The organism is Azospirillum sp. UENF 112521 (genome assembly GCF_058780665.1).
Window position 1 is genome coordinate 170242 of sequence record NZ_JBSNCI010000002.1, and the last position, 23178, is coordinate 193419.

Annotated in this window: 18 protein-coding genes; 11 read left to right on the plus strand and 7 right to left on the minus strand. The window is 71.7% G+C overall.

Annotated elements, in window-relative coordinates; all coding sequences use genetic code 11:
• Nucleotides 1–79: 79 nt before the first annotated feature.
• The 3 genes from ACWPN8_RS02940 (at nucleotide 80) to ACWPN8_RS02950 (ending at nucleotide 3466) form a co-directional block, all read left to right on the plus strand.
• Nucleotides 80–1006 (plus strand): GGDEF domain-containing protein, encoded by a 927-nt coding sequence (locus tag ACWPN8_RS02940; RefSeq protein ID WP_158285345.1) that lies wholly within the window; start codon nucleotides 80–82, stop codon nucleotides 1004–1006.
• 188 nt (nucleotides 1007–1194) lie between these two features.
• Complete coding sequence (locus ACWPN8_RS02945; protein WP_492239860.1) at nucleotides 1195–2379, plus strand: extracellular solute-binding protein; 1185 nt, start codon at nucleotides 1195–1197, stop codon at nucleotides 2377–2379.
• A gap of 19 nt (nucleotides 2380–2398) precedes the next feature.
• Nucleotides 2399–3466, plus strand: coding sequence for an ABC transporter ATP-binding protein (locus ACWPN8_RS02950; protein ID WP_492239861.1), 1068 nt, complete (start codon nucleotides 2399–2401; stop codon nucleotides 3464–3466).
• A 132-nt stretch (nucleotides 3467–3598) separates the two neighbouring features.
• Here ACWPN8_RS02950 and ACWPN8_RS02955 read toward each other — a convergent pair whose 3' ends face one another.
• The 6 genes from ACWPN8_RS02955 to ACWPN8_RS02980 all read right to left on the minus strand — a co-directional run bounded on the left by ACWPN8_RS02955 (nucleotide 3599) and on the right by ACWPN8_RS02980 (nucleotide 8846).
• Nucleotides 3599–4681: a Tim44 domain-containing protein gene (locus tag ACWPN8_RS02955; protein WP_492239862.1), complete on the minus strand. Its 1083-nt coding sequence runs from the start codon at nucleotides 4679–4681 to the stop codon at nucleotides 3599–3601.
• A 114-nt stretch (nucleotides 4682–4795) separates the two neighbouring features.
• A complete protein-coding gene (locus ACWPN8_RS02960) occupies nucleotides 4796–5248 on the minus strand; it encodes an RNA-binding S4 domain-containing protein (RefSeq protein ID WP_492239863.1) in 453 nt (150 codons plus the stop codon).
• 47 nt (nucleotides 5249–5295) lie between these two features.
• Entirely contained in the window at nucleotides 5296–7836 is a 2541-nt protein-coding gene (locus tag ACWPN8_RS02965) for a helicase-related protein (RefSeq protein WP_492239864.1), read from the minus strand.
• Between the two features lie 110 nt (nucleotides 7837–7946).
• On the minus strand, nucleotides 7947–8081 hold the full coding sequence (locus ACWPN8_RS02970) for a hypothetical protein (protein WP_282188094.1): 135 nt from the start codon (nucleotides 8079–8081) through the stop codon (nucleotides 7947–7949).
• Nucleotides 8082–8251: 170 nt separating this feature from the next.
• Nucleotides 8252–8512, minus strand: coding sequence for a Spy/CpxP family protein refolding chaperone (locus ACWPN8_RS02975; protein WP_492239865.1), 261 nt, complete (start codon nucleotides 8510–8512; stop codon nucleotides 8252–8254).
• Nucleotides 8513–8525: 13 nt separating this feature from the next.
• Entirely contained in the window at nucleotides 8526–8846 is a 321-nt protein-coding gene (locus ACWPN8_RS02980; protein ID WP_492239866.1) for a Spy/CpxP family protein refolding chaperone, read from the minus strand.
• Between the two features lie 242 nt (nucleotides 8847–9088).
• Here ACWPN8_RS02980 and ACWPN8_RS02985 point away from each other — a divergent pair, with 242 nt between their 5' ends.
• From ACWPN8_RS02985 to tagF, 6 genes are all read left to right on the plus strand, one after another.
• Complete coding sequence (locus ACWPN8_RS02985) at nucleotides 9089–9832, plus strand: response regulator (protein WP_098740737.1); 744 nt, start codon at nucleotides 9089–9091, stop codon at nucleotides 9830–9832.
• A complete protein-coding gene (locus tag ACWPN8_RS02990; protein ID WP_492239867.1) occupies nucleotides 9829–11313 on the plus strand; it encodes an ATP-binding protein in 1485 nt (494 codons plus the stop codon). The genes ACWPN8_RS02985 and ACWPN8_RS02990 overlap by 4 nt, the downstream gene beginning before the upstream one ends.
• A gap of 326 nt (nucleotides 11314–11639) precedes the next feature.
• The gene (locus ACWPN8_RS02995) at nucleotides 11640–14114 is read left to right on the plus strand and encodes a transglycosylase domain-containing protein (RefSeq protein WP_492239868.1); all 2475 of its coding nucleotides are present in this window, start codon (nucleotides 11640–11642) and stop codon (nucleotides 14112–14114) included.
• A gap of 83 nt (nucleotides 14115–14197) precedes the next feature.
• Nucleotides 14198–15490: a type IVB secretion system protein IcmH/DotU gene (icmH, locus tag ACWPN8_RS03000; protein ID WP_492239869.1), complete on the plus strand. Its 1293-nt coding sequence runs from the start codon at nucleotides 14198–14200 to the stop codon at nucleotides 15488–15490.
• A gap of 10 nt (nucleotides 15491–15500) precedes the next feature.
• Nucleotides 15501–17699 (plus strand): type VI secretion system membrane subunit TssM, encoded by a 2199-nt coding sequence (tssM, locus tag ACWPN8_RS03005; RefSeq protein WP_492239870.1) that lies wholly within the window; start codon nucleotides 15501–15503, stop codon nucleotides 17697–17699.
• Nucleotides 17696–18394, plus strand: a complete 699-nt coding sequence (gene tagF, locus ACWPN8_RS03010; protein ID WP_492239871.1) for a type VI secretion system-associated protein TagF — start codon at nucleotides 17696–17698, stop codon at nucleotides 18392–18394. Before tssM ends, tagF begins: the two co-directional genes overlap by 4 nt.
• A 14-nt stretch (nucleotides 18395–18408) precedes the next feature.
• On the opposite strand, the gene ACWPN8_RS03015 is transcribed toward tagF, so the two are convergent.
• Nucleotides 18409–19977 carry an adenosine deaminase family protein gene (locus ACWPN8_RS03015; RefSeq protein WP_492239872.1) on the minus strand — a complete coding sequence of 523 codons (1569 nt, stop codon included), beginning with the start codon at nucleotides 19975–19977 and terminating at the stop codon, nucleotides 18409–18411.
• 170 nt (nucleotides 19978–20147) lie between these two features.
• On the opposite strand from ACWPN8_RS03015, the gene ACWPN8_RS03020 reads away from it, so the two are divergent.
• Both ACWPN8_RS03020 and ACWPN8_RS03025 read left to right on the plus strand, forming a co-directional pair.
• Nucleotides 20148–21806: a tetratricopeptide repeat protein gene (locus ACWPN8_RS03020; protein ID WP_109095861.1), complete on the plus strand. Its 1659-nt coding sequence runs from the start codon at nucleotides 20148–20150 to the stop codon at nucleotides 21804–21806.
• Nucleotides 21807–21812: 6 nt separating this feature from the next.
• The gene (locus ACWPN8_RS03025; RefSeq protein WP_492239873.1) at nucleotides 21813–23126 is read left to right on the plus strand and encodes an MFS transporter; all 1314 of its coding nucleotides are present in this window, start codon (nucleotides 21813–21815) and stop codon (nucleotides 23124–23126) included.
• Nucleotides 23127–23178: the final 52 nt, after the last annotated feature.

Sequence of the window (23178 nt, forward strand, 5' to 3'; positions counted from 1 at the left end):
CACGCCACTATGCCATAGCACCGTGGAGTCTGTTAAGGTCCGCGCGCACGGACTCTTCGCCGACGACACGGGTGTGCTGGTGGAAACGACTGTTCTTGTCGCCGACGATTCCAATTTCTTTCGTGAACTGATCCGGGAAGAGCTGGAAAGCAGCGGCTACCGCGTTCTGCTCGCCAAGGATGGCGGACAGGCGCTCGCCCTCTATCGCAGCCACGACATCCACATCGTCATCACCGATCTGGAAATGCCGGTGATGACCGGGCTGGAGCTGTGCTGGCATGTCCGGGCGGCGGACGACCAGCACCGCACCTTCACCATCCTGATGACCGGCGACAGCGAGACGGCCCGGCGGGTCGAGGCCTTCGAGTCCGGCGCCGACGAGTTCCTGGCCAAGCCCATCGACCTGCCGATGCTGCGCGCCCGCGTGCGGGCCGGCGAGCGCATCACCCGCATGCACCGGGTGATGGTGGAGATGCTGAACACCGACTACCTGACCGGGGTGGCGAACCGCCGCTATTTCATGGAGCGGCTGGAGCAGGCCTACCGTGTCGCGAGGGAAGGCGGGGCGCCGCTGGCGGTCGCCATGTTCGACATCGACCATTTCAAGGCGATCAACGACACCCACGGCCACGGCAATGGCGACCTCGCGCTGAAGCGCTTCGCCGACCATTGCGCCGCCCAGGTGCCCGGCGGCGGCTTCCTCGGCCGGCTGGGTGGGGAGGAGTTCTGCCTGTGCCTGCCCTCCGGCGACCTGGAGGGGGCGCTGGCGCGGGTCGAGGCGATCCGCCGCTCCACCGCCGAGCTGACGGTGGAGACCGGTAGCGGCGCCGGCTTCGGCTTCACCGTCAGCATCGGCATGTGCCTGGACCGCGGCACCGTCTCGGTCAACGACCTGATGACCCAGGCCGACGAGGCGCTCTATTTCGCCAAGCGCAGCGGCCGCAACCGCACCGTGCTGCGCGGCGCCGAGGGCGTGGTGGTGAAGGCGAGCTTCTACGTCATGTGACGATCCTCCTGCCGGGTTCTCCCTTTTTCCCATGTGACGGCTCTATGAAGTTTGGCGGAGCCTCATCTTCCCCCATGGACGGACGGCTTTTGTCTCAGGCACACTTTGCGTCTTGAGCGGGGCTGCGCGAAGTCGCCGCCAGGGGAACCTGAAAAAACGCCATCCAAGAGCCAGGGAGACCGGACGTCATGTCCAAGATCGAGAACGCCCAGAGCGAGTCGCAGCGGTCCAGCGCCGAGACCCAGCGCGCCGCCAAGAGCTTCACCCGCCGCCTGCTGCTGCAAAGCGCTGCGGCCGCCGCCGGTGTCGCCTCGGTCGGTCCCTTCGTCCTGCGCGAGGGCCGGGCGGCGTCGGGCAGCGTGAAGATCTTCTCCTGGGCCGGCTACATCAGCCCGGACATGCTGGCCGACTTCGAGAAGAAGACCGGCGTCAAGGCGACCCTGACCGAATACGGCACCAACGACGAGCTGCTGAACCAGCTGAAGGCGACCGGCGGCGCCGGCTTCGACATCATCCACCCCACCGTCGACCGCGTGCCGAACTATGTCGAGTTCGAGCTGGTGCAGCCGATCGACGAGGCGAAGGTGAAGTGGGACGGCTGCCTGAAATCGTCGGTCGAGGGCTCCGCCGGGATGGGCGGCGTCGTCGGCGGCAAGCGCTATTTCGCCCCGGCCGACTGGGGCACCGAGGCGCTGGCCTACGACATGAAGAAGGCGCCGCTCGCCTACGGCACCGCCAGCTACGGCGACCTGTGGGCGCCGGCCAACGCCGGCAAGGTGACGGTGCGCGGCCATTCCTCGCTGATCGGCATCGCGCTGTGGCTGGAAAGCCAGGGCAAGCTGCCGCACCCGGTCCGCGACCAGTTCAAGGACGAGGCGAAGGCGCGCGCCAACTTCGACGCCATCCTCAAGGTGGCCGCCGCCAACAAGAAGTCGGTCGCCCAATTCTGGACCAACGAGAACGAGGCCCAGGGCGCCTTCCGCGCCAACGGCTGCGTCATCGGCCAGACCTGGGACAGCAGTGCGGTGGCGCTCCGCAAGGAAGGGCTGCCGGTCCGCTTCGTGGCGCCGAAGGAGGGTGCGCTCGCCTGGATGGAAGGCTTCGCCATTCCGAAGAAGGCGGAGAACCTGGACAACGCCTATGCCTGGATCAACTGGTTCTACACGCCGGAGGCCGGCGCGCTCTACACCAACCATTCCGGCATCTCCAGCACCGCGGTCGGCGCCGAGGCCCACCTGACCGACCTCAACAAGCAGTTCTTCGCCGACGCCTATCCCGGCGACGCGCTGCAGAAGCTGTGGTGGTGGCCGATCCAGGAGGCGTGGTACGTCTCCATCCGCAACGAGTACCAGGATCGCTTCCTGGCGGCGTGATCCGCACACAGCAGGGGCCATGAGCCAAGACGTCCAACTCGACCACGTCACCATGCGGTTCGGCGACACCGTCGCCGTCCGCGACGTCTCGCTGACCATCGGGGCCGGGGAGTTCTTCAGCTTCCTCGGCCCCTCCGGCTGCGGCAAGACCACCATCCTGCGCATGATCTCCGGCTTCATGGAGCCGACCGACGGCGCCGTCCGCATCGGCGGCCGGGACATGAAGGGGATCGGTCCGAACAAGCGGCCGACCGCGCTGATCTTCCAGAACCTGGCCCTGTTCCCGCTGATGACGGTGGCGGACAACATCGGCTTCGGGCTGGAGGTGCGCGGCGTCCCGTCGGCCGACCGCAAGCGCCGCGTGCGCGAGCTGCTGGAGCTGGTGGCGCTGCCCGACACGGCGGACAAGCGGGTGACCGACCTGTCCGGCGGCCAGCGCCAGCGCATCGCCATCGCCCGCGCGCTCGCGGTGGAACCGGCGGTGCTGCTGCTGGACGAACCCTTGTCGGCGCTGGATCTCAAGCTGCGCCAGCACATGCGCGCCGAACTGCGCGAGTTGCAGAAGCGCACCGGCGTCACCTTCATCTACATCACCCACGACCAGGGCGAGGCGCTCACCATGTCCGACCGCATCGGCGTGATGTCGCGCGGCGTGCTGGAGCAGGTGGGCGACGGCAAGACCATCTACGACCACCCGGAAACCGCCTTCGTCGCGTCCTTCGTCGGCGAGGCGAACCGCTTCGCCGGGCGGGTGACGCAGGCGGCCGACGGCTGGGCGGTGCTCGACAGCGCCTTCGGGGCCTTGCGCGGGCGCAACCCGCGCGGGCTGGCGGTGGGCGACCGCGCCACCCTCTATGTCCGGCCGGAACGTCTGGCGCCGGCACGTCCGGGAGCGGGCGAGAGCGACAACAGCCTGAGCGCCCGCGTCAGCCACAGCGACTTCGAGGGCGCCTTCGTCAACGCCTTCCTCGACGGCGGCCTGACCGTGCAGATGCCGCATCTGGGCCAGGAGCCGGCCTTCGTCCCCGGCGAGACCGTGCGGCTGGGCTTCCGCGCAACGGACGCCGTGGTGCTGCCGACGAATTGAGCCTCCCTCTCCCTAAATCCCCCTCTCCCCGGGGGGAGAGGGGATCCCGGGGCGGGAGAGGGCATAATCCGCACAAACGAAAACGCCCCGGCCAATGGCCGGGGCGTTTCGCATTCCCGATACCCGCAAGCCTCAGCTGGCCTGCTGGATCGCCGACAGCTGCCACTGGCCGCCGCGCGGGCGGACGAAGGTCCACAACTCGGTCGCCTCGGTCGGCTGCGAGGCGTTGCCCTCGATCACCTTGCCGCTGGCACGGTCCACCGTGACGTCGGTCAGCGCGAAGCGCATGGCGACGGTGGCGTATTCCTGCGCCCCTTCGCGCCAGCCCTCGGCCAGATCGCCCTGGAGCAGGCGGACGTCGCTGACCTTGTTGACCACGCCGCGGCTGCGGTTCTCCGCCAGATCGTCGTTGAAGTAGGAGAACATCTCCGGCGTCGTCGCGGCGCGGAGCGCCTCGGCATCCTCACGCCCGTAGGCGGTCTGGACGGTGACGAGCAGCCGCTCGAACGACTCGAAGTCGGCCGGCTGGATGCCGATCTCGTCGGCCGCCTGACGGCGCTGGGCCGGGCCGGCGTTGCCGCCACCCATTCCGCGGTTGCCCATCGGGTTGTAGCCGGCGTCGGCCGCCTCGCGGTTCATCTGGTCGCCCTGCGGACCGCCGGCATAGGCCGGCCGGTTTCCACCGAGCGGACCGCCGGACGCCGCGGTGTTGGCGGTCTGCGAACGGTTGCGGAAGAAGCGCATGGCCAGCCGGACCAGGAAGACGACCAGCAGGATCTGCAGCAGGAAGCCCAGGATGCCGGCGAAGCTGCCCAACCCCTCGAAGAAGCCGCCGCCGAACAGCATCGCGCCGATGCCGGCGCCGATCAGGCCGCCCATCAGGCCCGACATGAAGCCGCCGCCGAAGAAGCCGCGCGAGGGGGCCGCCGCCGGGGCGGTGGCCGCGGCGCCGGGGCGCTGCATGCCGGGCGACGCCGCCGGGGCGGTCGAACGCTCCATCGGCGACACGGAATTGGGGGCGGTGCTGGTGGCGGCCGGCGCCTCGGTCGTGCGGCTGCCGCGGCTGCCGGACGAGCTGCTCTTGCCGGCGCGGGCGTCGGCGGTTCCGGCGGCCAGCGCCATCACCAGCGCAACCGCCACGGCGGTCGCAGCGCGGGCGCCGCGCTTCGCTGAAGAGGGGGCGGAAAGGCTCGAAGGTCGGGTCTTCTCGCTCATGATCGTGCTCGCTTGTCGCATCTGGTCGGTTATCCAGCCTTCCCAGATGGGGGTGGTCCCGCCTCCGTTTAAGAGGCGGTCTCACTTTTTTCGAGCAACAATCAGCATCGCCGCCTAATCGGTCTCACTTTGCCAAACATTGCTCATCGGCCCATCGCCCATCGGGCCGTCACCATGCAGGGCGTCGATCGCCCGGCGGTCGCGCTTGGTCGGCCGCCCGGCGCCCGGCGGCTGGAACGGCGCGCGGTAGGGATCCTGCAGGCGCTCCTCCGGCACGGGAGGGGCGAGATCCTCGTACAGCGCCTGGGCCTCCGGCGCCGGGCCGCGGCGGCTGCCCAGCGCCACCACCTTGATGACGCGGATGTGCCGCCCCTGGGCAAAGGTCAGCACGTCGCCCGGCTTCACCGCCGCATGCGCCTTGGTCACCACCGCCCCCGACAGCCGCACGCCCCCGTCGTTGCACAGCTTGGCGGCGAGGCTGCGCGTCTTGAAGAAGCGCGCATACCAAAGCCACTTGTCGATCCGCAGCCGGCCGGGGGTGGAGTCTTCGCTGTCGGTGTTGCTCATGGGCGTTTCCGTCTGTTGGTCTGGTGTCCTGTGGTCGTCATGCCCCCTCACATCCCCGACAGCTGCCGCAGCTTGGCGAAGGGATGGTCCTCGTTGGTCAGCTTCTCGCGCCGCTGCCGGTTCCCCTGCTGCTGGCGGGAGGGCCGCTTGCGCTTCCAGGTCACCGCGCCATCCTCGGCCACCATCCGCACATAGCTGAGCCCGGCCAGCACCGCCCCCAGCTCCTCCGCCGACAGGCCGACGCGCTGGCCGAGCGCCACCTCGCGGATCGGTGCATTGGCTCTGGACGCGGTCAGCAGCTCCGTCTCCAGCCGGTCGAGCATGTCGACGCGCAGCGCCCGCCCGCCGGCCAGCGGATAGCCGATGGCCTCCCAGAAGCCGGGCGGCGCGCCGCCCTCCTTCACCGGCGGCGCCTCGACAGACACCCGGCCGGGCGGCGGGATCGGCACCGGCAGCGGATGGCCCTTCGACACCGCCCACAGCAGCCCGCGCAAGGTCACCGCCGCCGGCTTGGCCAGCGCGGTCAGATAGAGGTGCGACACCCCGAGCCGGACGCCCAGCCCGGTCAGCGCCTTGCGGTCCTCGCGCTCCAGCCGCTCGACCATGTCGGCGACGGGCTGCCGGGGCAGAACCCCAAGTCCCTCCACCAGCTGGAAGGCCAGCCCCCGCCCCGCCCCCGACAGCCCTTGCGCCGCGGACAGCGCGAAGAGCGGCTTCAGCCGGGCGGCGATGTGGTCCTTCAGCCAGCGCTCCAGCCGTGCCCGCACCCGCTCGCGCTGGGCCTGGTCCAGCATGCCGTCGTCGAACGGCACCACCAGCGGCGCCAGCACCGACTGGCCGGCGGCCAGCCGCGCCACCGGCAGGCCATCCGCACTCAGCACCGCGTCGGCCTCCAGCGCGAAGGCGTCGTCCGGCTCCGCCTCGAAGGCGCGCAGCCGCTTGGCCAGCTCGTCGCGCAAGGCCCGTCGGGCGGCGGTCAGCAGCGACTTTGCCTCGTCGGAGCGGTCGGGCGCGTCGGGAACGAAGCGGAAGCCCTCCAGCTTGCCGACGACATGCCCCTCCACCACCACCTCGCCGTCGGCGCGCACGCCGCCCAGCAGCGAGCGCCCGTCCTTCAGCGTGCGGGCCAGCGTGGCGGACCGGCGGTCGATGAAGCGCTGGGTCAGCCGCTCGTGCAGGGCGTCGGACAGCCGGTCCTCGATGGCGCGGGTGCGTTCCTGCCAGTGCAGCGGGTCCTTCAGCCAGGTCGGCCGGTTGGAGATGTAGGTCCAGGTGCGGATGTGGGCGATGCGGGCGACCAGCGCGTCGATGTCGCCCTCGGTGCGGTCGAGCCGGGCGACCTGCTTCGCCACCCAATCGTCGTCCAGCCGGCGCAGCGGCGTGCGCAGGCTGCGGAAGATCTGGCCGAGCAGCTTGGTGTGGGCATCCGACAGCACCTTGCGGAAGTCGGGGACCTGGCAGACCTCCCACAGCAGCTTCACGGCGTCGCGGCCGCGCGCCAGATCCATGATGTCGGGATCGCGCACCAGCGCCTGGAGCGCCAGATGGTCGTCGGCCTCGCGCACACGGGACAGCTCCGCGAGCGGCGCCCGTTCCTCCAGCGATTTCAGCAGGAAGCCCGGCGTGTCGAAGCGCAGCTCGCTGTTGCGCCAGGACAAGGCCTTGACCGTCTCGAACTCGTGGTTCTCGACGCGGGTGACGAGGTCGGCGTCCAGCTCCCCCACCTCGTCGGTGGTGCCGAAGGTGCCGTCGCGCATGTGGCGGCCGGCGCGGCCGGCGATCTGCGCCACCTCGGCGGGGCGCAGGCGGCGCGGGGCGAAGCCGTCGAACTTGACGATGCGGGCGAAGGCGACATGGTCGACGTCCATGTTCAGCCCCATGCCGATGGCGTCGGTCGCCACCAGATAATCGACCTCGCCCGCCTGATAGAGCCCGACCTGCGCGTTGCGGGTGCGCGGGCTGAGCGCGCCCAGCACCACGGCGGTGCCGCCGCGCTGGCGCCGGATCATCTCGGCGATGGCATAGACGTCGGTGGCGGAAAAGGCGACGACGGCCGAGCGCGGCGGCAGGCGCGTCAGCTTCTTGTGGCCGGCATAGGTCAGCTGCGAGAAGCGCGGCCGGCTGATGAATTCCGCCTTCGGCACCAGCCGGCGGATCATCGGCTGCATCGAATCGGATCCCAGCACCATCGTTTCGACCATGCCGCGGGCGTTCAGCAGCCGGTCGGTGAAGATGTGGCCGCGCTCCGGGTCGGCGCAGAGCTGGATTTCGTCCACCGCCAGGAAATCGACCGCACGGTCCAGCGGCATCGATTCGACGGTGCAGACCCAGTAGGACGGGTTGGGGGGCAGGATTTTCTCCTCCCCCGTGACCAGGGCGACCGCGTTCTTCCCCTTGATCCCGACGATGCGGTCATAGTTCTCCCGCGCCAGCAGGCGCAGGGGAAAGCCGATCATTCCGGACCGGTGACCGAGCATGCGCTCGATCGCCAGATAGGTCTTGCCGGTGTTGGTCGGCCCCAGCACGGCGACCACACGGCCCCCCCGCCCGAGACCGCCGCCCGCCGAAGCGTGAGTGGCCGAAGCCATGGACGACGTCATGGGGTTAAGCTTTGGGGTGCGCGAGGCCGCAATGCAAGCGGCGGCTTGGCGATGTATGGCGATTGCGCTGGTCTGGACGTCCGGTCGCCGCCGGACGGCTAATGCCGCAGGGAGAATGCTCGGCCGGCGCGGAGCGAACGGAGCCCGCTCCGGGCAATGCCGAGGATCAGCAGGTAATCCTGCTTGATGACCGACAGGCTGAAGAACAGCGGGGAAAGATCGAACGCGCTCATGGGAGTGATCCCGGATTTCGGGGCGAAGCGAAAGACGCTGGAAACGAGAGTCTGGAGACGAAAAGGGCCGCCGAATGGGGGTTCGGCGGCCCTCGGGCTCACGGCGGCTGCGTTGGGGGGCTTGGGATCGCCGCCGGGAGTCTCTCTGTTACGTCAGCCAGTCTGTTACGTTATCCCTTGGGCGGCTCCTGCGGTGCCGGCGCCGGGCCCGGCCCGGGGCCCTTGCCCGGACCCATGCCATGCCGCGGACCGTCATGGTCCCAGCCGCCCGGGCCGCCATGGTGCGGGCCCATATGGTGGCCGCCCATGCCGCCCGGTCCCGGGTTCAGCATGCGGTCGGCCTGCTTCTGCTGGTCGGGCGTCAGCTGGGCGTAGAGGTCGGTCAGGGCCGGGCGGACGGTCTGGACCTGCTGCAGGTGGGCCTGCATCATCTGCTCGGCGCGTTCAAGGCGCTGCGGCAGGGCTGCCGGCGGCGGGGCGTCCTTGAACTTGACGCACAGAATCCTGCGTCGGCTTCAGGCTGGAGCGGGCGGCGTCGGCGAACTTGGTCCAGGCGGCGCGCTGCTGCTCGGTGATGTTCAGCTTCTTCTCCGCATAGGCCAGCTTGCCGGCCAGACGGGCCTCCTGGTCCTCGCACATGCGGGCGAAGTGGCGGTCGGGACCGCCGGGAGGCGGGCCGCCGGCCGGACCACCCTGGGCGAAGACCGGAACGGCCACGCCGAGACCGGCGACCAGCAGGGCGGACGTCAGAAGGGCGCGTTTCATGGTGTCGACTCCTCGGTGTGTTGGTGCTGTCTAAACCCCGGATGGAGGGGGCTTATTCCGTTGGGACGGTGCCGGCTGTGTCGCCGTCGTTGTCCCGATGACCAGACAATGGGCGCCGAACGTTGCGGTCGAATGTCCGCAAACCGGTCATTTGGTAACAGAGTGTAACCGCGGGCCGTCCCGTAACCGGGCGTTACACATTTCCCCTTCACGCCCGCGGCGCGGCGCCCGATCATGGGGCCATGGACCGCACGCCCCATCTCCTCGTCGTCGACGATGACCGCGAAATCCGCTCCCTCGTCGCCCAGTTCCTGACCAAGCACGGCTTCCGGGTCACCGGGGTCCGGGACGGGGCGGAGATGATGCGCACGCTCGACGGCGCCCGCGTCGACCTGATCGTTCTCGACCTGATGCTGCCGGGGGAGGACGGACTGTCGCTCTGCCGCCGCCTGCGCGCGACGCCGCAGACGGCGCAGACCCCCGTCATCATGCTGACCGCCATGGGGGAGGAGACCGACCGCATCGTCGGGCTGGAGATGGGCGCCGACGACTATCTGGCGAAGCCCTTCAGCCCGCGCGAGCTGCTGGCCCGCATCAAGGCGGTGCTGCGCCGCGTCTCCGCCCCGCCGGTGGCGGGCGCGCCTGCGGCGGCCGGCACCGTGCTGCGCTTCGAGGGCTGGTCGCTCGACCTCACCAAGCGCGAGCTGCGCTCGCCCGACGGCGTGCTGGTCCAGCTGTCGGCCGGCGAATACGACCTGCTGGTCGCCTTCGTCGAGCATCCGCAGCGGGTGCTGACCCGCGACCAGCTGCTCGATCTGGCGCGCGGCCGCTCGGCGGTGCCCTTCGACCGCTCCATCGACGTGCAGGTCAGCCGCCTGCGCCGCAAGATCGAACCCGATCCGGCCGACCCGACGCTGATCAAGACGGTGCGCGGCGGCGGCTATCTCTTCACGCCGACCGTCAGTAACGGCGGTGTGGCGCCATGACCGCCCAGCCGGAAACGGCCAAATCCCAGCCGGAAACGGCCAAATCCAGGCTCGCCCGCCGCCGCGGCGCCTTCCGCCGGCTGCCCGTCCGCTTCCCCGACAGCCTCGCCGCGCGCATCGCCCTGACGGTGGTGCTGGCCCTGCTGCTGACCCAGGCGATCAGCGCGCTGGTTTATCTGACCGACCGCAGCGAGGGGCCGCCGATCCACGGCCCCAACGTGCTGATCCAGCGTGTCACCGCCATCGTCCAGCTGGTGGAGAGCACGCCGCCGCCGGGGCGCGAGCGGGTGGTGCGCGCCATCGACGACCCCGTCCTGCGGGTCGAGCTGCGCCCCGACCGGCCGCCGCCGCTGTCGCCCGGCACCTATGCCGGCGGCCGGTTCGAGGGGCTGAAGCGCCGGCTGAGCGAGCAGCTCGACACCGCCGACCGCAACATCCTGATCGAAATCCAGCGGCCGCCCCGTAAAGACGCCCCACCGCCGCCGCCCTTCATGGCGGGCGACGAGCCCCGGCACTGGGGGCCGCATGTCCGGCTGTCGGTGCGGCTCGGCGACGGCTCCTGGCTCAGCTTCACCGGCGGCGAGCCGCTGCCCGGCCCCTTCGGCATCGTCCGCTTCGTGCTGTGGATGGGCGCCATCGTCGCGGTGATCCTGCTGGTGTCGCTGCTCGCCGCCCGCCGGGTGACGGCGCCGCTGGCCGGCTTCGCCGCCGCCGCCGAACGGCTCAGCGTCGACGGGCAGGCCGATCCGCTGCCGGAGGAAGGGCCGCTGGAGCTGCGCGCCGCCACCCGCGCCTTCAACCGGATGCAGGCGCGCCTCGCCCGCTTCGTCGCCGACCGCACCCAGATGCTGGCGGCGATCGGCCATGACCTGCGCACGCCGATCACCCGGCTTCGCCTGCGCGCCGAGCTGGTCGACGATCCGGAGATGCAGCGCCGGATGCTGGCCGACCTCGACGAGATGGAGGCGATGATCTCCGCCACGCTGGCCTTCGCCCGCGACGACGCCCAGCGCGAGCCGCGCGGCCGCTTCGACCTTGCCGACCTGCTGCAGAGCCTGTGCGACGACCGCGTCGACGCCGGCCACCGCGCCGTCTACGAAGGCCCCGCCCATGCGGTGGCGGAGGGCCGCACCGTGGCGCTGCGCCGGGCGCTGGCCAACCTGATGGACAACGCGATCAAATATGGCGGCGGCTTCACCGTCCGGCTGGAGACCGGCCCGGACGGCGCCCAAGCCCACTCCCAGGCCCACGCCAATGCCCTGATCCACATCGACGACGACGGTCCCGGCATCCCGGAGGCGGAGTTCGAGAAGGTCTTCGCCCCCTTCTACCGGCTGGAGCGCTCGCGGTCCCGCGACACCGGCGGCGTCGGGCTGGGCCTGTCCACCGCCCGCAGCGTCATCCGCGGCCATGGCGGCGATGTGACGCTGGCGAACCGCAGCGGGGGCGGCCTGCGCGCCACGGTGACGCTGCCGCTTTGATCTCCCTCTCCCGGCAAGGATCCCCTCTCCCCCCGGGGAGAGGGTTAGGGTGAGGGGGACGCGCGGCGAGGATTTTCAAGAGTTCGCGCACTTCCCGCTCCCCACCAAATCCATCCCATGCATCCCCCTCACCCCGACCCTCTCCCCGGGGGGAGAGGGAGGCCCCCGCAATTTCGGATAGAGTCATCCTTTCGCCACGGTCCGGAGACAAATAATCGTCGCTCCTCCACCGGTCTTCCGGCCAAGCGGCTGTGAGCGTATGAGGATCGAAGCGGGAACGTTTCCCGCACTCACCACCCAGACCTGACAGGGCCAGCGAGCGCGCCGTGACCGCCGACCGACCGGACCACCAGACGGACCATGGGACGGACCAGCGCCGGAGCAGCCAGCTCTACGCCGGTCCCCGCCCGGTCCGCACCCGCGAAGACCCGTCGCCGCTCGACCGGCTGACGGCCGGCGAGTTTGCGCGCCTGTTCGCCGCCAAGGCGGTCGAGCTTGCCCGCGACCGGCTGGCGGCCGCCGGCAAGGGCAAGCCGCGCCGCAGGTCCCCGCCGCCGTCGGCCGCCCCGCCGCCGACACCCTTCAGGCAGCCCCGCCGCCGGTCCCGCGGCCTGCCCGGCTTCAAGCTGCCGAACTTCACCCTGCCGTCCCTCTCCCTTCCAAGGATCTCCTTGCCGAAACCGAAGCAGCAGCCGACCCCATCCGCTCGCCGGTCCGGCGGCAGCCCGCCGCCGCCGTCTCCGCAGCTCTCGGCCCAGCCCGCCGGCCGCCCCGGCCGGGCGCCGCAGCCGCCCCGGAAGAACGGCGGCGGCTGGATGAGGCGTCTGGTCCAGTGGGGCCTCGTCGCCGCCATCTGGTGCGGCATCGGGCTGGGTGCGGTGCTGGCGTGGTTCGCGCTCGACCTGCCGGACATCTCCAAGGTGGCGCAGTTCGAACGCCGCGCCTCGATCACCGTGCTGGCCGCCGACGGCAGCGAGTTCGCCCGCTTCGGCGACCTGCACGGCACGACGCTCAGCGTGCGCGACCTGCCGCCGCATCTGGTTGGCGCCGTGCTGGCCATCGAGGACCGCCGCTTCTACAGCCATTTCGGCATCGACCCGCTCGGCCTCGCCCGCGCGGTCTATGTCAACTGGCGCTCCGGCCGGGCGGTGCAGGGCGGTTCCACCATCACCCAGCAGCTCGCCAAGAACCTGTTCCTGACGCCCGAGAAATCGCTGAAGCGCAAGATCCAGGAGGCGATGCTGGCGCTGTGGCTGGAGAGCCGCTTCACCAAGGACCAGATCCTCACCGCCTATCTGAACCGCGTCTATCTCGGCGCCGGCACCTTCGGGGTGGACGCCGCCGCCCGCACCTATTTCGGCAAGCCGGCGACCGAGGTCGACGTGCGCGAATCGGCGGTGCTGGCCGGCCTGTTGAAGGCGCCGTCGCGCTACGCCCCCAGCTCCAACCCCGACGAGTCGGCGGAGCGGGCGCGGGTGGTGATGGCGGCGATGCTGGACGCCGGCTACCTGACCCAGCCGCAGTACGAGGCCGCCCGCGCCGCCAAGCCGTCGCCCAAGCGAAAGCCCGGCGGCGACGGCCGCTATTTCGCCGATTGGGTGACCGATCTGGTGCCGGGCTTCGCCGGCCCCGACCATGGCGACGTCATCGTCCGCACCACGCTGGATTTGAAGATGCAGCGCGCCGCCGAACAGCGGCTGGAGGCCCTGCTGGCCGGTCCCGGCGCCGCCGCCAACGTCCGCCAGGGAACGCTGGTCGCCATGAGCCCCGACGGCGCCGTCCGCGCCCTGGTCGGCGGCCGCGATTACGACGGCAGCGAGTTCAACCGCGCCACCCAGGCGCTGCGCCAGCCGGGATCGGCCTTCAAGCCCTTCGTCTATCTGGCGGCTCTGGAGTCGGGCTGGACCCCGGACAGCCTGATCGACGACGCTCCCGTGCAGCTCGCCAACTGGAGCCCCGGCAATTACGACGGCAAGTACCGCGGCAGCATCACGCTGGCCTCGGCGCTGGCCCATTCCTCCAACACCGCGACGGCGCGGCTGATCGACCGGGTCGGCACCGACCGGGTGCGGCGCATCGCGTCCAACCTCGGCATCTCCTCGCCGCTCACCCGCGACCTGTCGCTGGGCCTCGGCACCAGCGAGGTGACGCCGCTGGAGCTGGTGCGCGCCTATGCCGGCATCGCCAACCGCGGCGTTCCCGTCTGGGCCTATGCCATCACCGAGATCAAAAGCCGCGACGGCACCGTCCTCTACCGGCGCCAGGGCGGCGGCGGCAGTCCGGTGGTCGATCCCGCCCATGCGGTGCAACTGTCCCGCATGATGACCGGCGTGCTCGATTACGGCACCGGCCGCAGCGCGAAGCTGAACCGCCCGGCGGCGGCCAAGTCCGGCACCACCCAGGACTATCACGACGCCTGGTTCGTCGGCTTCACCGCCGATCTGGTCGCCGGCGTCTGGCTCGGCAACGACAACAACGAGGCGATGAGGAAGGTCACCGGCGGCACCCTGCCGGCCAAGCTGTGGCGCGAGTTCATGGCAGACGCCCATGCCGGCAAGCCCGCCCGCCCGCTTCCCGGCCTGGACGGCGCCCCGGCCTGGAGCCCGCCCCCCGGAAGCGTGATGCCGGCAATCCTGCCGCCGGGCACCGGGCCGCAGGGCGGGGTGCCGGTGGCGTCGGCCGACGCGCGGCCCGGCGGTGTCCCGGTCGGCGGCATCGGCTCGCTGATCGAAAAGATCGCCGGCGGCTCCGGCGCCGCGCCCAGGGTGCAGTACGACTACAGCAACAGCGGCGTGCGGTAGGAGGCCGACGCCGCGCCCCAGGTTTCCCCCGCCGCCCCGACCCTGCTATACCTCCCCCCGGATTTCTCCAGAGCGGACGACAGATGCAGGCGGAAGAGCGATTGGACGGACCGGGCATGGCGGAGGCGGACGAGCGGCCGCTCGCCGCCGTTCTTGCCGCCCTGGCATCCGACGATCCTTCTCCCGGCACCGCAAATCCGCCCCCCCGCCTGCCGGTCGCTCCGGGTCCATCCCCCCTCAATCCCCTGCTCGGCATTGCCGCGCCGGTGCTGGCGCTGGTCGGCGCGTTGCGCGACCGCAGCCTGACCGATCAGCCCCGCGCCGCCGCCGCCGCGGCGCTGGAGCGTTTCGACCGCGCCGCCTCCGCCTCCGGCCTCGACCCGGACGAGGTCCGCGCCGCCCGCATTGCGCTGGCCGCCACTCTGGACGACGTCGCCCGTGCCGCCGGCCATGGCGGGGCCGCCATAGCGGAACCGGGTGCAGGCTTGCGGTTCTTCGACCTGCTCGACGGCATGCTGGGCGACCCGCGCCGCCACCGCCACGCGCTGGAGCTGTTCTACGCCTGCCTGTCGCTGGGTTTCGAGGGCCGGTTCCGCGACCGGCCCGGCGGCGGCCACGACCTCGCCCGCCTGCGCGACGAGCTGTACCGCATCCTGCGCCGTGCCCGCGGCGACGTGGCGGCGGAGCTGTCGCCGGCCTGGACCGGGGTGGCGGAGCCGTTCCGGCCGCCCAACACCCTGTTCGGCAATCCGGTGAGCGCTGTGCCGGGCTGGATCGTCTGGGCGGTGGTGGCGCTCGGCCTGTCCGGCCTCTACGTCCATCTCGCCGGCACCCTTGACCGGCAGGCGGAGCCGGTGGTCGCCCGCATCGCCGCCTTGCTGCCCGACCGCCCGATCGAGATCGCCCGGCTGGTCCCGCCGCCGCCGCCCACCGCCGGCCCGGCGCTGATTGGCCGCATCACCGGCCAGCTCGCCCCGGAAATCCGCACCGGTGCGGTGGAGGTGCTGGCGGGAGAGGATGGCGCCCTGGTCATCCGCGTTCCGGCGGCGGCGATGTTCGCCACCGGCAGCGACGCCGTGAAGGCCCGCCACCGCGCCATCGTCGAGCGGGTCGGCCAGACCCTGGCGGCGGAACCCGGCAGCGTGCTGGTGGTCGCCCACACCGACGACCAGACCCCGCCCGGCGGCCGCCTGCCGGCTGCGCAGGCTCTGACAGATGCCCGTGCCGAGGCTGTGCGCAAACTGCTGGAGCGCTCGCTGCCGCCCGCCCGCCTGTCGGCCGAGGGCCATGGCGACCAGGAGCCGATTGCGCTGAACGACACGCAGGCCGGGCGCGACGCCAACCGGCGGATCGACATCCGCCTCTATCCGCATTAGGGCGCCCGCCATGGCCGAACCCCGTTCCCCCAAGGCCGGCGCCCGGACGGCGACGACGCCCGGCAAGGGCCGCAAGCGCGCCGCCGCAAGGTCTGCCGCTGGGGCTGCCGCCGGGGCCGTCCCCTCGCCGCACCGCTCCGCCCGCACCCGCTGGGCGACGTCGCTGTCGGGGGTGCTGGCGCTGGGGCTGGCCGGCTGGCTGCTGCTGCCGCGTCTGGCCGCGACCTTCGCCCCGCAGCTGCTGCCGACCATCCAGCCGGACTGGAGCGTCCGCCTGCTGCCGCTGGTCCTGGCGCTGGCCGGCTGGATCGCCGTCAACCGCCGCATCGACGCCCGCGAGCGCGCCGCCAACGCCCGCCTGCTGGAGGCGCTGGCCGCTACCCGCGATCCCGAGCTGAAGGTCTCGCTGGAGGAGATCGGCACGGTCCGCAAGCGGCTCGACGGCGTGCTGGCCCAGCTGCGCAAGCGCCGGGGCGGTCGCTATCTCTACCAGCTTCCCTGGTATCTGGTGATCGGCGCCCCCGGTTCGGGCAAGACCACCGCGCTGGCCAACACCGGCCTCGCCGCCCTCTCGCCCGACGGGACGGCCGCTCAATCGCTGGCAGGTCCGTTCGCAGGCTTGGGCGGCACCCGCAACTGCGACTGGTGGTTCACCGACCGCGCCGTGCTGATCGACACCGCCGGCCGCTACACCACCCAGGACAGCCGGCGCGCGGTGGACGGACGGGTGTGGTCCGGCCTGCTCGACCTCCTGAAGGAGCACCGCCCGCGCCAGCCCGCCAACGGCGTCCTCCTCACCGTCAGCATTCCCGAATTGACGGGCTGGACCGACGCCGAGCGGCGCAACCACGCCATCCTGATCCGCCAGCGCCTGAACGAGCTGCGGGTGCAGCTGGGCGTGCGGCTGCCGGTCTATCTGCTGCTGACCAAGGCCGACCTGCTCGACGGCTTCGCCACCTTCTTCGACCCGCTCGACCGCGAGGCGCGCGGGCAGGTCTGGGGCCTGACCCTGCCGGCGCCCGAGCCGGCGGAAGAGACGGCGCCCGACGGCTCCGGCGGTCCGCTTCCCGTCTTCCGCGCGCTTTATGCCGGGCTGGTGCGGCGGCTGGACGAGCGGTTGCTCGACCGGCTGCACCAGGAGCCGGACATCCGCCGCCGCAGCGACGCCTTCGCCCTGCCGCTGCGCGTGGCGGAGCTTGAGCCGGCGCTGGCCGACATCGTCGACACCGCCTTCGGCTCCGAACATGGCGAGGAGACGCCGCGCCTGCGCGGCCTCTACCTGACCAGCGCCACCCAGACCGACGCCTCGCTCGCCCTGCTCGATCCCGAGGGCGGCCCCGGGGGCGGCGGACCGGCCTCCACCTATTTCCTCGAACGGCTGCTGCCCGACGTGGTCTTCCCGGAGGCCAACCTCGCCCAGGTCGACCGGCGGGTGGAGCGCGCCCGCCGCCGCCGGGCCCTGCTGTCCGCCGCCGCCGCGCTGGCGCTCGCCCTGGCCGTCGGCGGCTGGTGGCTGGTCAGCGCCCGCGGCAACGCCGCCCTGCTGGAGCGCGCCGATGCCGGCGCCGCGGCGGTGGAGGCGGCGCTGCGCCCGCTCGACACCCCGCCGCGCTCCCTGGTCCGGGTGGACGATGCCGACCCCGCGGCGATCCTGCCGGCATTGGATGCCCTGCGCGCCCTGCCGCTGGCGTTCGACGATGCGCAGGGTCGGCCGGGACAGTTGTGGGCCGGGCAGTTGTGGGCAGGCCCGGCGCTGGCCGGCGGCCTCTACCAGGGGGGCCGCATCGCCGCCCCGGCGCAGGAGGCCTACCGCCGCGCCCTGCGCAGCCAGTTCCTGGCCCGCATCGCCCTGCGGCTGGAGGAGCGGCTGCGCGCCGACTGGGCCTTGCCCGACCAGCTGCGCCAGACCCTGCGCGTCTACCGGATGATCACCGGGCGCATGATTGGCGGGCAAACGGCCGGGGGAACGGAGCCGATGGATGCCGGCGCCATGGCGGAATGGCTGGCGCTCGACTGGCAGCGCACGCTGCCCGGCCCGGCCAACGAGGTGCTGCGCCGTGCCCTGGGCGACCATCTCGCCGCCCTGTTCGCCGTCGGCTTCGCCCCCGTCCCGCCCGATGAGGTTCTGGTCGCCCGCGTGCTGGAGGTGCTGGCGCAATCGACGCCCCAGGCCTCTTCCGCCCAATCCGGCCGGGCCGCCCAGCCATGATGGGCTATTTCGCCACGCCGCGCGTCCTGGCGGCCGGGGTCGGCGGGATCGGCGCCGATCCGGTGGTGGGATTCCACGGCAAGGTGCCGGGCCGCGGCGATTTCATCGGCCATGGCCTGCCGTCGGCGGTCCTCGGCCCCTGGGACCGCTGGCTGTCGGCGGCGCTGGGCGAGGCCGGCCGCCGGCTGGGTGCGGAGTGGGAGCCCCTGTTCGTCCAGGCGCCGGTCTGGCGCTTCGCCCTGTCGGCCGGCCTGTGCGGCGCCACCCCGCTGGTCGGGGTCTGGATGCCCAGCGCCGACCGGGTCGGCCGCCTCTATCCCTTCACCATCGCCGCCGGCCTTCCCGCCGGCTTCGACATCGCCGACGCGCCCGCCGCCTGCGGCGCCTGGCTGTCCCGCGCCGAGTCCCTTGCGGCGGACGCCTGCCGCGCCGGCACCGATGTGGAGGGGTTGCCGGCCCGCCTCGCCATCCTCGGCCGGCCGGAGCCGGAGCGGGTCAGCCCCGCCACCCGCGCCCTGCTCGACCGCCTGTCCGGTCCGTTGCGCGCCGACGCCAGCCTGTGGTGGACCCGCGGCGCCGGCCGGATCGCGCCGTCGCTGCTGTCCTGTCCCGGCCTTCCCGCCGGCCCCCGCCTGACCGCCTTCCTCGACGGCGCCTGGGCCCGCTGGGGCTGGGAGAACGCCGACGAGGGGTAGGGGGAAGGGACGGTTTACGGCGTCCCCGCCATCTCGCGGTCGAAGCGGGCCAGCGCCTCTTCCAGCCCCCACTGGACCCGCGCCTTCTCGCTGCGGGCGGTCACGGCGCGGCAGGCGTCCTCACGCACCGGCGGCGTGCAGCCGGGGGTGGACCACAGGCTGTCGCCGGGCAGGAAGCTGTGCTCCAGGCTGGCGCGGGCCAGCCCGACGAGGTCGGCATAGCCGAAGCCGAACTCCTCCACCGCGCGCTGCAGCTCGTTGGTCAGGTCGATCCGGCTGACGCCCTCGTCGTCGGTCGACAGCACCACCGGCACACCGGCGGCACGATAGACCGGCAGCGGGTGGGCCTTGCCGCTGACGCCCAGGATCTTGTCGTTGCTGGTCAAATTGACCTCGACCGCCACCTTGCGCCCGGCCATCGTCCGCAGCAGGCCCTGGGGGTCGTCCTCATACATCACGTCGACGCCATGGCCGATGCGCTTGGCCCCGGCGATCTCCACCGCCTTGCGGATGTGGTCGCGCAGGCGCTCCGGCGGGACGAGGCCCAGCGTCAGCTCGCCGGCATGCAGCGCGACGTTGGTGCCGGGCTGGCGCCGCTTCGCCTCGGCCACCATCCGCATGTGCAGGTCGTAATCGTCGAGCGCCACCGGGTTGTCCTCCGGCGCCACGAAGTTCAGCCCGACGACGCGCGGCTCCTGCGCCTCCAGCAGGGCGTTGAACAGGGTGGTGGCATAGACCGGGCCGGGGCTCTGCGTGCGCGACACCTGCTGGAGATAGCGCACCGACACCGCACAGCCCGGCCGTGCCGCCGGCGTGCCGCAGCCAAGGACGCTGCGCATCCGCGCCTCCGCCGCGTCGATCTCCTGCCGGGCCGGGGCGACCAGGGCGGGCAGCCCGGCGGCGATCAGCCGGTCGGCGGTTCCGGCCAAGTCGGTCGCCGCCTGCGGCGTCCAGGGGAAGGACTTGCCGATGGCGGCGGCCGGGCCGGTGCCGAAGGACACCATCAGCTCGACATGCCGCTCGCCCTGCCGGCCGGCGCGGTCCACCACCTCGGCCAGCAGGTCGCCGGTGGAGTTGGGGACGGAGTTGGCGGCGCGGAAGCGCCCGAAGGTGGCGAAGAACTGGTCGTGCAGGCTGTAGCCGGAGACCGGCAGCGCATCGCGGGTCGACAGGGCGTCCAGCGCCATCGGGTAGAGCACGCTGTCGGCGATCACCGCCGCGGCGCCCGGCCGGGCCGACTTGGCGTCGCCGCAGGGCGCCTGCGCCGTCGGGGCCACCAGCGTCAGCGCCTTGACGTCGAAGCAGAGCCCGGCATCCGCCGCCATCCGCATGTAGGTCTCGGCATAGGCGGCACCGGTCAGGTGGCTGTGCAGGTCCGCCCCCTTGGGCATGCGGTAGAGGAAGGCGCGCAGCTCCGGCGGGCTGGTCCGCACCGCCTGGAACCGCCGCGCCGCCGCCGACCCGCCGGCATCGGCGCCCCCGCCGGCACTGCCGCCGCCCATCTCCGCCGTGGCGCAGGCCGCCAGCAGCAGCGTCGCCGCCAGCAGGGCCGTTACATTTTTGGTGATTCGCACATCAAGCATCTACCCGACTCCATATTCTCCTTTTGCGGGTATTGATGCGCTGATAATCGCGCGCGTACAACCGCCCTGTGCGGATCGAAAGGCTGTAGCGGGGCGGCGATTCCCGCTATGGTGCGGCGACCTTTTCCCGTGTTCCCGCCCATGTCCCGCCGTCTTTGGAGCCTGCCGCGATGACCGACACTTCCGCCCCGACCCTGCTCGATGCGGCCAAGCGTTTCCGCAGCAACGATCTGGCGGGGGCGGAACAGGTCTGCCGGGCAATCCTGACCACCGACCCGCACAACGCCCAGGCGCTGCATCTGCTGGGGCTGGTCGCCGCCCACACCGACCATCCGGAAAACGCGCTCGATCTGTTCGCCCAGGCCATCGCGGAGAACGGCAACGACCCGTCCTTCCACAACAGCCGCGGCAGCCTGCTTTTCCAGCAGGGCCGCCCGGCGGAGGCGGAGGAGGCGTTCCGCGCCGGCCTCGCCCTCAACCCGCGGCTGCCGGAGCTGCACGGCAACCTCGGCAACGCGCTGAAGGCGCAAAGCCGTCTGGAGGAGGCGGCCGACTGTTTCCGCGCCGCGCTGGACCTGCGGGCGCAAGCGCCGGAGATGCACCATTTCCTCGCCGCCACCCTGCGCGAGCTGGGCGAGCTTGAGGAGGCGGAGGAGCATTTCCGCACCGCGCTGGCCCAGGCGCCCGACTATCTCGACGTGCATTACAGCCTGGCGGAGCTGCTCTCCACCCGCGGCCGGCTGGCCGAGGCGGAGGCGGAATTCCGCATCGTGCTGGCCGCCGCCCCGCGCTTCGTCCCGGCCCAGGTCGGGCTTGCCCATGTGCTGCAAAGCCTCGACCGCGCCGCCGAGGCCATCGAAGTGATCGAGGCGGCGCGCGAGCAGGCCCCCGACCACCCGATGGTGAAGTTCACCCGCCGGCTGATCTATTCCAACGCGGTGCCCGGCTGGCACCTGCCGATGATCAACGATTTCGAGCGGAACGAGGCCTACAAGCAGTCGCTGGAACGGGCGGTGACGCCCGACTCCCTGGTTTTGGAGATCGGCACCGGCTCCGGCATCGTCGCCATGATGGCGGCGCGGGCGGGCGCGAAGAAGGTGGTGACCTGCGAGGTCAACCCGATCCTGGCCCGCGTCGCCAAGGAGACGGTGGCGCGCAACGGCTATGGCGACCGCATCGACGTGGTGCCGCGCCTGTCGACCCAGCTGACGGTGGGCGAGGGCGGCGATTTGCCGGAGAAGGCCGACGTCTTCGTGTCGGAGCTGATCAACATCGGCATGCTGGCCCCGCGCATGCTGTCGGTGCTGCAACATGCCCGCACCCATCTGGTGAAGCCGGGCGGCGCCATCATCCCGCGCGCCTCCACCGTCTACGCCATGCTGGTCGAGACGCCGGAGCTGGCCCGCATCAACCCGGTGGAGACCATCGACGGTTTCGACATGGGCAGCTTCGACGTCTTCCGCTCGCCCGGCTACCAGCAGATCGACCTCGGCGCCGACGCCCACACCCCGCTGTCCAAGCCCTTCACCGCGCTGGATTTCGACTTCACCCGCAACATGCCGGAGGAGGGCGAGCGGGTGATCGACGTGACCATCGTCACCGCCGGCACCTGCCACGGCGTCGCCTTCTGGTTCGACCTCTTCATGGACGACGCGGTGGTCTACAAGTCGGAAAGCCGCTCGCGCACCAACCATTGGAAGCAGGCGATGACCTTCCTGGAAAAGCCGATCGCCCTGTCGGCCGGCGACCGCCTGCGCATCGTCGCCCGCTACGACAACAACCAGATCTCCTTCGGGGTGGACGGGCTGACGGGGGGTGAGCGGGAGTAAGCGGGCGTGACCGAAGCCGTCCCGTCCAGCGACAGTCCCGCCGGCGACATCCCCTCCCGCCGGGCCATCGTCTCCTGGTGCCTCTACGACTGGGCGAATTCGGCCTACAACACCATCATCACCACCTTCGTCTTCTCGGTCTATTTCGCCCGCGGCGTCGTCGGCGACCCGGTCGAGGGCACCGCAAGGTGGAGTGCGGCGATGACGGTGGCCGGCGTCGCCATCGCGCTGCTCAGCCCGGTGCTGGGCGCCGTCGCCGACCGGGCCGGACGGCGCAAGCCGTGGATGGCGCTGTTCACCCTGGTCACCGTCCTGTTCACCGCCGCCCTGTGGTGGGTCAGGCCCGATCCGGCCGATGCCGCCTTCGCGCTCTCCTGCGTGGTGGTCGCCACCGTGGCCTTCGAGCTGGCCAACGTCTTCTACAACGCCACCCTGCCGGGGCTGGTGCCGCCGCGGCTGCTCGGCCGGGTGTCGGGCTGGGGCTGGGGCATCGGCTATTTCGGCGGGCTGGCCTGCCTCGTCCTGGCGCTGGTCGGTTTCGTCCAGGCGCCGGCCCCGCTGTTCGGCCTGTTCGGGATGGAGTGGGCCGACTGGGGCCAGCAGGCCAATGTCCGCGCCACCGCCCTGCTGGCCGCGGCGTGGTACGGGCTGTTCGCGCTGCCTTATTTCCTATGGGTGCCGGACGAGCCGGCGACCGGCCACGGCCTGCTGCGGGCGGCGCGCGAGGGGGTGGCGACGCTGCTCGCCACGCTGCGCCACGCCCGGCGCTACCGTGAGGTCGGGCGCTTCCTGATCGCCAGCGCCTTCTACCGCGACGGCATCAACACCATCACCGCCTTCGGCGGCCTCTTCGCCGCCGGGACCTTCGGCATGAGCTTCGAGGAGATCCTCGTCTTCGCCATCGCGCTCAACGTGGTGGCGGGGGCGGGGGCCATCGGCTTCGCCTGGATGGACGACCGGGCGGGAGCCAAGCCGGTGATCCTGATCGCGCTGGCCGGCATGACCGCCTGTTCGGTGCCGCTGCTGCTGGCGACCGACCGGCTGTGGTTCTGGATCTTCGCGCTGGGGTTGGGGCTGTTCTTCGGGCCGGCCCAGGCGGCCGGGCGGTCGATGATGGCGCGGCTGGCCCCGCCGGGCATGGCGGGGGAGATGTTCGGGCTCTACGGGCTGACCGGCCGCTTCGTCGGCTTCTTCGGACCGCTGCTGTTCGGTCTGGCGACCCAGGCCTTCGCTAGCCAGCGCGCCGGCATGGCGACGGTTCTGGCTTTCTTCGCCATTGGCTTCGGGCTTATGCTGGCGGTCCGCGAACCGGCCCGCTAGAAAAGGGCCTGTGTCAAAGCGCCGCACATGAGACCATTCGAGGGCAGAGCTG